This is a genomic window from Streptomyces sp. CO7 (assembly GCF_053474865.1).
Genome location: NZ_JBRIOU010000002.1, coordinates 1018338 through 1024332, shown reverse-complemented (window position 1 = coordinate 1024332; position 5995 = coordinate 1018338). Strand labels below are relative to the sequence as shown.

Here is a 5995-nt window from a genome sequence, read left to right as displayed (position 1 = left end):
GGACACAGCCGTGTGAGCGTGGCGAGGCCGGTCATCCGATGCCCCTCTCCGTGATGTCGGCGCTCCCACCCATAATGCGGAGTCGGCATCCACGAGTTCAGGAGAACCCTTCATGCCCGCGCTTCACGACTTCGCCACCTGGCGGCCCTTGCTGCGCCTGATGTGCGCCGCCCACGCGGAAACGCTGGGTACGCCCGGCGGGCACGTGTCGGGGCAGATCAGCCCCGAGGCGTGGAGCGTGCCGCTGCCGTACCGGGAACCGGAACCGGGGCAGGCCGCACTGGTCTCCGACGACCAGGAGGAGTTCGACGCCGTGGGCACCGTCATCGAAGCGCTCGAGGAGAGCGGGATCGACGAGGTCTCCTTCGTCGTGGAGGGCTCCTCCGCTCCCGGTGGTGTCCGGCTTCACCTGATCGATCTGGGCCCCTCGGCCGAGCCGGGGATCGCGTCCGCGCACCCGGGCACGCTCCTGCTCGCGGACGGCGCCCTGCCCGAGCCGGTGCGCCGCCTGCCCGAGGCGGTGCCGGACAGGGCGCCCGCACCGTCCGCGGATCCGGAACTGCTGCGGCGCACCCTTCTCGAACGGCTCCCGGACGCGGTGGGCGCCACCGACCAGGAGGTGGCAGCGGCGGAGGCGCGCCTGGGCATTACGCTGCCCCCCGAGTTGGCGACCCTGTACCGGACCTTCCGGGGCCGCTACGAGGACTGGGACGACGACCGGGATCCGTACGACGTCGTCGGCTGCGAACTCCTGCCCCTCGACCAGGTGTACGTCGCCGACGCGGCCTCCCGGCACGTCCTGTGGCGGTTCGGCGCCATGGACGCGGTCGAGACGTGGCCCGAGGACGCCGTGCAGGGGCTCGTCGGCTCACCGGGCTGGATCGTCTTCGGCGACAACGGCGGCGGCGACCGCATCGCCGTCGACCTGACGCCGGGTCCGGCCGGGCACGTCGGGCAGGTGATCATCATCAGCCACGAGGAGAACGTCGGAGCCGGGCTGGTCGCCGACTCCCTCACGGACATGGTCGTTCACCGCCGGTACGACGGCCGGGAGATCCGCAGGGCCGACCGGCCGCCGCTCGTCGCCCACGTCAACCACGCCTCCGTCCCGAGCGTCGAGGCCGCCGCCCATCCCGGCCTGGAGGTCCTCAGCATCGGGGTCCTGCGGCAGAAGCCCGTCAGCCTCGCGCCGGTCCTCGGTCTCCCGCGCCTGCGGACCCTCGCCGCGTATCCCGGCACCCTCGCCGATCCCCGGGAGATATCCGCGCTCACCGGTCTGGAATACCTGGCTCTCCCCCACGCGGACTGGCGCGTCCTCCTCGACGCGGGCGCCGTGCCCACCGGGCTCCTCGCCGCGGACATCCAGGGCCACCGGCCGCAGGACAATCCCCTGCACTCCGTCGCACTGGCCAACGAGATCCTCGCCCTGTTCGACCGGCCCCCGATCGCCGGCGTCACGGTGCTGGAGGGAGCGGTCCCCTAGGGACGACCCCGGGAGCTGCCGGCCCCTGCCCGGCACGACGGGAGCCGGGCGTGGCACCGGGCCCGGCGGATCTCTGGCCTGCCCGGGCCCGCCTGGCCCGAGGGCCCGGCAAGACCCGGGGGCCTGGCAGACACGGCGGACTTGGGCAGACCCCTGGCCCGTGAGCCCCGGGCCCCGGCAGGCCCGAGGGCCCGGCGAACCCGGGGTCCCGGCAGGCGCGGGGCCGGCCCGCCCTTCTACCAGGCGTGCCAGAGCCCTTCGTGACGGTGGCGGACCGGCACGATGTCCGCCCCGTCGACGTCGTGGCCGGCACGGTGCAGCCCGCGGATCCGCTGCGCCTCGAGCCGGCAGCGGAGCCGGGCCCGGCCCTCGGCCGTGGCCACCCAGGCCGCGAAGCAGCGGTCCCTGGAATCGGGCTCCATCCACTGCCAGGAGGTGACCTTGCGCAGGATCCTGTCGGGGACGGGGCGACGGCCTTCGCGCGCGGCCCGGGCCGTCGCGGCGTGGGTGTGGCGCAGGTCGTGGAGGAACACCGACTCCCCGGCGCCGTCCGGGACGCGCAGTCGCCCGGGAAGTGTGCGAACGGTTCTGGACATCGAGAGCCTCCGTAGGCCCTCCGGACTCTCCGGAGGTACCTACGGGGGGTGCGCGGTGGTCGGCAGGACGGCAGGGAGTCCCCGGGCGCGGCTACCCGACGTCGATGCCATGGTCCTGCAGCAGTTGTTGCGGTCTGTCGCGGTTGCCGTTGCCACCGACGACGAAGTTCCGTTCCCCGTCCGGTGCTTGGTTCTCCCCACGGCACTCCGCCCCAGGATCCGTTGGTTCCTCCCGGATCCGGTCGCCCCCTGGTGGCCGAGCAGACCCGAGGTCACGCCGTGCCGAACCAGGACTCCGCGAGCGAGGGCAGGGTTTCCTCCGCGGGCGCGGGGAGTTCCCGCAGGTACCAGGGCAGGTTGCTGTACACGTGCAGCAGTGTGTAGGCCATGAGCGCGTGCGGCGCGAAGCCGTGGCCGTAGGCGCCGGTGAGCCGGGTCAGCAGGCCGGGGTCGCCGCCGGTGACGAACAGGCCGACACCGACGAAGTCATAGGCGCGGTCGCCGATCATCGCGGGCTCGAAGTCGAACAGTCCGGTCAGACGCCATCCGTCGGGGTCGACCAGGAGGTGCTGCCGCATGACCTCGGTGTGCAGCAGGGAGGGCCGCGGGGCTCGCGGCAGCGGAACCGACGCGAGGAAGTCCGGTATCTGGTCGAGCCAGGGCGCGGACAGTCCGCGGGCGAACTGCCGCCGCACCGCGCCGGCCCTCTGGCGGTCCAGGAAGGCGCCCCAGTCCCCCGGGCCGAGGACTTCCCCCAGCTGATCGGTGCCGAGGGAGTGCAGCACCGCGAGCATCTCACCGATCTCGGCGACGAGCCGTTCACGGTCCTGCCGGGGCACGTCGCCCCAGCAGTGGGCGAGGCTCTCGCCGCGGAGCCGGGACATCAGGACGTACTGCCAGCCGTTCTCGTACGGGCCGAAGTCCCGCACCGTGGGCGTCGGCACGGGCAGTCGTCCCTGGACGTGGGTGAGGACGCGGCCTTCGGCGATGCCATCGCGGGCGGCGGCCGTGGGGAAGAGCTTGAGCACGTGGTCGTCGCCCACCGCGTACACCGGCTGCGATCCCTCGGGGAAACGGACCAGCGCGGCACCGGGAAGCCCGAGGCGTGCGCAGAGGTCTTCCGCCGCGGGGCGCAGGACACTCTCGTCGCGGACGACGGAGTCCCACGCGTCGTCCGTCTCCACCACAGGCAGCATGCCCAGGACCGTAGGCCACGGACGATCACGCGGCAACGGAGTTTCGCCGGCGCCGAAGCGGCGTGCCGGCACCGCACGGGGGCGGGCCAACTGCGAGCTGTCCGGGGGGAGCCGTGGCGTCACGCGGTGGCTTCGGCCCCCCGGGGCGTCGGACGCAACGACGAGGCGCCGACGACGACCAGGAGGATCAGCACCGCGGGGATGCCGAGGGCGGTCGGCAGTCCGGTGACGGTGCTGACCGCGCCGATCACCAGGGGTCCGACGAGGAACCCCACGTAGCCGAGGCTGACCACGAGGGACAGCGCCGCTCCGGTGCGGGCCGGGTCGCGTTGCGCCGCCGCCATGTAGACCTGCGGGGCTATGCAGGACATGCCGGCCCCCAGGCAGGCGAAGCCGGCGACCGCGGCGACGGGATGCCCGATCAGGAGGGCGGCGATCATGCCGGCCGAGGCCAGCACCCCGCACCCGCGGACGAGTCGCATGGGCCCGAAGCGCGCGGCCAGGCCGTCGCCGAGCAGCCGTCCGACCGTCATCGCGACCGAGAACGCCGCGAAGGCCGCGGCGGCGAAGGCCGGCGTACTGCCGAGGCTCTCGTGCAGGTAGACGGCGCTCCAGTCCGCGGCCGTGCCCTCCCCGACCAGCGTGCACATGGCCAGCCCGCCGAGCAGGAGGAGGCCGGGCAACTGCGGACCGCCACGCCTGCCCTCGGCCGAGGGCGTGAGATCCGCGACGGCCGGCGGGGCGGCTTCTCCTCGCAGGGTCCAGGCGATCGCCCACAGGGCCAGCGCCAGGACCCCGGCGCCGACCGCGACGAACGTCGCTTCGGGGCTCACGTCCTGGTGCGCGAAGACGCCGCCGACCGCGGCGCCGAGGAAGCCGCCGATGCTGTACACGGCGTGGAACGACGTCACGACGGGACGGCCCCAGGCGCGCTGGACCTCCATCGCGTTCGCGTTCATCGCGATGTTCAACGTGCCGTGCACCAGGCCGAAGACGAACAGTGCCGCCATGAGCGAGGCCAACGACGGAACGAACGCGGTCGGGCCGAGCAGGACGCCCTCCAGCAATGCCGTCGGCACCAGCACCCGGAAGCTGCCCCAGCGGTCCACGAGCCGTCCCAGACCCAGCATGCCCGCGATGGCGCCCACGGCGAACGCCAGCAGGGCGAGGCTGAGCGCCCCGTCGCTCAGGCCGAGTTCGGCCTTGATCGCGGGGATGCGGCTCGTCCAGCAGCCCAGGGTGGCGCCGAAGAGCAGGAAGTAGAGCGCCGTGGCCACCCGTCCGCGGAGGAGTGCGCCTCTTCGTATGTCGTCACGGCTCATGCCTGCGTCCTCCACTCGACCGCGTCGTCGCCACCGGACCGCCGACCGCGACCGTGGCGATCGGCCGGGCGGGCACAACTCCCGTCCTGCGGGACGTCGATGACCGCGCCCCCGTCAGCCGGGTCCCTACCCCGGAGCGCGAACGAGTGCACCCGCAGCCCGTCACTCAGCCCCCGACCAGGGCGACGAGCTTGATGAAGACCAGGTCGGGGTCGGTGGTGAGGTCCACGACCTCGTCGAGATCCTCGACCTGGCGGTCGCCTGCCAGCACGAAGAAGCCGTTGGCGAGGAAGGCGCGCTCGGCGGTCTCGGCCTGGCGCTCCCAGTCGATACGGCGAGGCTCCCGGAGGAGGTAGCCGTTCAGTTCCGTCTCCGCGTCGTGGGGACGGACGAGACCGTTGAAGCGGTGGGTCGGGCGCGCGTTGTGCCGGGCGACCTCCTCGCGGACCCGCAGTCTGATCAACTGCCGTACGGTCATCGTCCCCGGAAGCCCGGTGACCTCCCACTCGGTGAGCGGCCTGCCCGCCGCGGTCTCGTCCCGGAACGTCACGGTGGCCATCAGGCGCCTCGCTCGATCTGCGTGAGGATGGACTTGTCGGTGATCTTCGTGTCGGCGGCCAGCAGGAACGCCTTGCTGAGGATCAGGGAGAGCCGTTCGTCCTCGAAGGGCAGGAACACCTTGCCGGCGCCCGTGCCGCGTGAGGGGACGACGCACAGGTACGCGTCGTTCGGCTCCATCAGGATGTTGGCCGAGCCGAGATGGATCCGGTACGTCCGCAGGTCTCCCCGGACCACCAGGAAGCGCCCGTCGATCGAGCACCGGCCGGCGATCCGCAGGCGCGGCAGGAGGCGTTCCAGCGTCTCGCGGCGGACCTCGGCGCTCGCCGTCAGGGCGCCGAAGGTGGCCGTCCGCCAGTAGCCGGTCCAGCGGTCCTCGCCCCGGTCGCTCCAGTCGGGGTCGGCGGCGATCGAGGTGACGCCCACGAACAGGTCGACGTCCCGCATCGCCTCGCTGAACACCAGCGGCGGCACCTCCGCCGGCGGCACCTCGCGCCAACGCCGCCCCTCGCGCCGCTCGAACCGCACCTGGTCCGTCGCGGCGTAGTCGGTCGTGTGGTCGCCGCCGTCGCCGGCGGGCTCGTGGTGGAAGCAGGCCCGCCACTCGCCGTCCCCGAACTCGCCCCACGCCTCCCCGTCGTAACCGCCGTCGTAGGGGCCGAGGAAGTTGGCCTGCCAGCCGCGCTCCTTGAACAGCGCGTACAGCTGGGGATAGTGGACGATGTGGGCGGCGAACCGGTTGGAGTAGAGGCGGGTCTCCTCCTCCGCCGGGGTGAGCAGGTAGATCTCCCGGAACGCCTGCTTGAACGGCTGCCGCACCTGTTCGGCGACGAGCAGTTC

The 5995-nt window shown here is 72.9% G+C and carries 6 protein-coding genes; 1 reads left to right on the top strand and 5 read right to left on the bottom strand.

Features of this window, described 5'->3' with window-relative positions; genetic code table 11:
* Positions 1 to 112 precede the first annotated feature (112 nt).
* The gene (locus tag ACOV8S_RS06665; protein WP_448316655.1) at positions 113 to 1483 is read left to right on the top strand and encodes an SMI1/KNR4 family protein; all 1371 of its coding nucleotides are present in this window, start codon (positions 113 to 115) and stop codon (positions 1481 to 1483) included.
* Positions 1484 to 1719: 236 nt separating this feature from the next.
* On the opposite strand, the gene ACOV8S_RS06660 is transcribed toward ACOV8S_RS06665, so the two are convergent.
* The 5 genes from ACOV8S_RS06660 to ACOV8S_RS06640 form a co-directional block, all read right to left on the bottom strand.
* Positions 1720 to 2079, bottom strand: coding sequence for a hypothetical protein (locus tag ACOV8S_RS06660; protein ID WP_448316654.1), 360 nt, complete (start codon positions 2077 to 2079; stop codon positions 1720 to 1722).
* 272 nt (positions 2080 to 2351) lie between these two features.
* Entirely contained in the window at positions 2352 to 3275 is a 924-nt protein-coding gene (locus ACOV8S_RS06655; protein WP_448316653.1) for a phosphotransferase, read from the bottom strand.
* A gap of 119 nt (positions 3276 to 3394) precedes the next feature.
* Positions 3395 to 4597, bottom strand: a complete 1203-nt coding sequence (locus tag ACOV8S_RS06650) for an MFS transporter (RefSeq protein WP_448316652.1) — start codon at positions 4595 to 4597, stop codon at positions 3395 to 3397.
* Positions 4598 to 4763: 166 nt separating this feature from the next.
* Positions 4764 to 5156, bottom strand: a complete 393-nt coding sequence (locus ACOV8S_RS06645) for a hypothetical protein (protein WP_448316651.1) — start codon at positions 5154 to 5156, stop codon at positions 4764 to 4766.
* Positions 5156 to 5995: DUF7737 domain-containing protein (locus tag ACOV8S_RS06640; RefSeq protein WP_448316650.1), on the bottom strand; the 840-nt coding region annotated here is incomplete at its 5' end. The genes ACOV8S_RS06640 and ACOV8S_RS06645, both read right to left, overlap by 1 nt.

What these genes read in the sequence shown, in the direction of transcription:
- ACOV8S_RS06655 (WP_448316653.1), bottom strand. Translation starts at nt 3,275, where the DNA reads ATGCTGCCTGTGGTGGAGACGGACGACGCGTGGGACTCCGTCGTCCGC.
- ACOV8S_RS06660 (WP_448316654.1), bottom strand. Translation starts at nt 2,079, where the DNA reads ATGTCCAGAACCGTTCGCACACTTCCCGGGCGACTGCGCGTCCCGGAC.
- ACOV8S_RS06665 (WP_448316655.1), top strand. Translation starts at nt 113, where the DNA reads ATGCCCGCGCTTCACGACTTCGCCACCTGGCGGCCCTTGCTGCGCCTG.
- ACOV8S_RS06650 (WP_448316652.1), bottom strand. Translation starts at nt 4,597, where the DNA reads ATGAGCCGTGACGACATACGAAGAGGCGCACTCCTCCGCGGACGGGTG.
- ACOV8S_RS06645 (WP_448316651.1), bottom strand. Translation starts at nt 5,156, where the DNA reads ATGGCCACCGTGACGTTCCGGGACGAGACCGCGGCGGGCAGGCCGCTC.